The 852-nt window shown below is 71.0% G+C and carries 1 protein-coding gene; it reads left to right on the top strand.

The window, feature by feature from the left end; genetic code table 11:
- Window positions 1-852, top strand: an 852-nt coding sequence (locus AC1DIO_RS35330) for a tail fiber domain-containing protein (RefSeq protein ID WP_476854948.1), incomplete at both ends; no start/stop codon positions are given.

Genomic DNA, 852 nt, shown 5'->3' with positions numbered 1-852 from the left:
GGCTATTGGGGCGGCAACATCAACTGGAACAACAACAACATCAATATCAACCGCGATCGCGTGACGCACTGGCAGCACAATCCGCAGCATCGCCAAGGGGTCAGATACGGCAATTCGCAGGTTCAGCAGCGGTTTGCGAACACCTCGCGTCCGGGCAGCGACGGACGCATGGACTTTCGCGGGCGGGACGGAAACCAGGCCCGCCCGGACCGGCCCGATCGCCCCAACACCGGAGCTGGCAACCGGCCGGATCGCGGGCAGGGGGCCAATCGGCCTGACCGACCCAATGCCGGCAATCGCCCCAATGCCGGCGCCGGTGCAGCGCGTCCCGATCGCGGGGCAGGGAACCGTCCTGCCACCGCCGACCGCGCGCGCCAGAACCGCCCGAATGCGCAAAGGCCGGCGCAGCGGCCGGCGCAGGCCAGTCGCCCCGGCGGCGGCAACGTCAATCGGGCGGCTGGTCCGCGCCGCGACAATGCCTTCGGCAACATGCAGCCCGGCAGGGCCGCCAATCTGCAATCCCAGCGCGGACAGGCAAGCTTCGCTCATGCCGGAGCGCGGATGGGCGGCGGCGGGTTTGGCGGCGGACCCAGAGCGGGAGGCGGCGGGTTTGGCGGCGGCGGGGCACGCATGGGCGGCGGCRGTGGCGCGCGCATGGGTGGCGGCGGTGGGCGTGGAGGCGGCGGTCGTGGGGGCGGCGGTGGGCGGCGTTCCGACATCGCGCTCAAGGATCATATCGTCGAGCTCGGCCGGCTTCGGAATGGCATCGGCTTCTACCGGTTTGCCTATCGGGGCAGCGACAGGCGCTATGTCGGCGTGATGGCGCAGGAGGTCCAGGAGGTCGCGCCCGAC

It is taken from the genome of Allobosea sp. 05T439 (genome assembly GCF_056396005.1).
The sequence above is the reverse complement of the archived record's forward strand: the minus strand, read 5'-3'. Positions and strand labels throughout refer to the sequence as shown.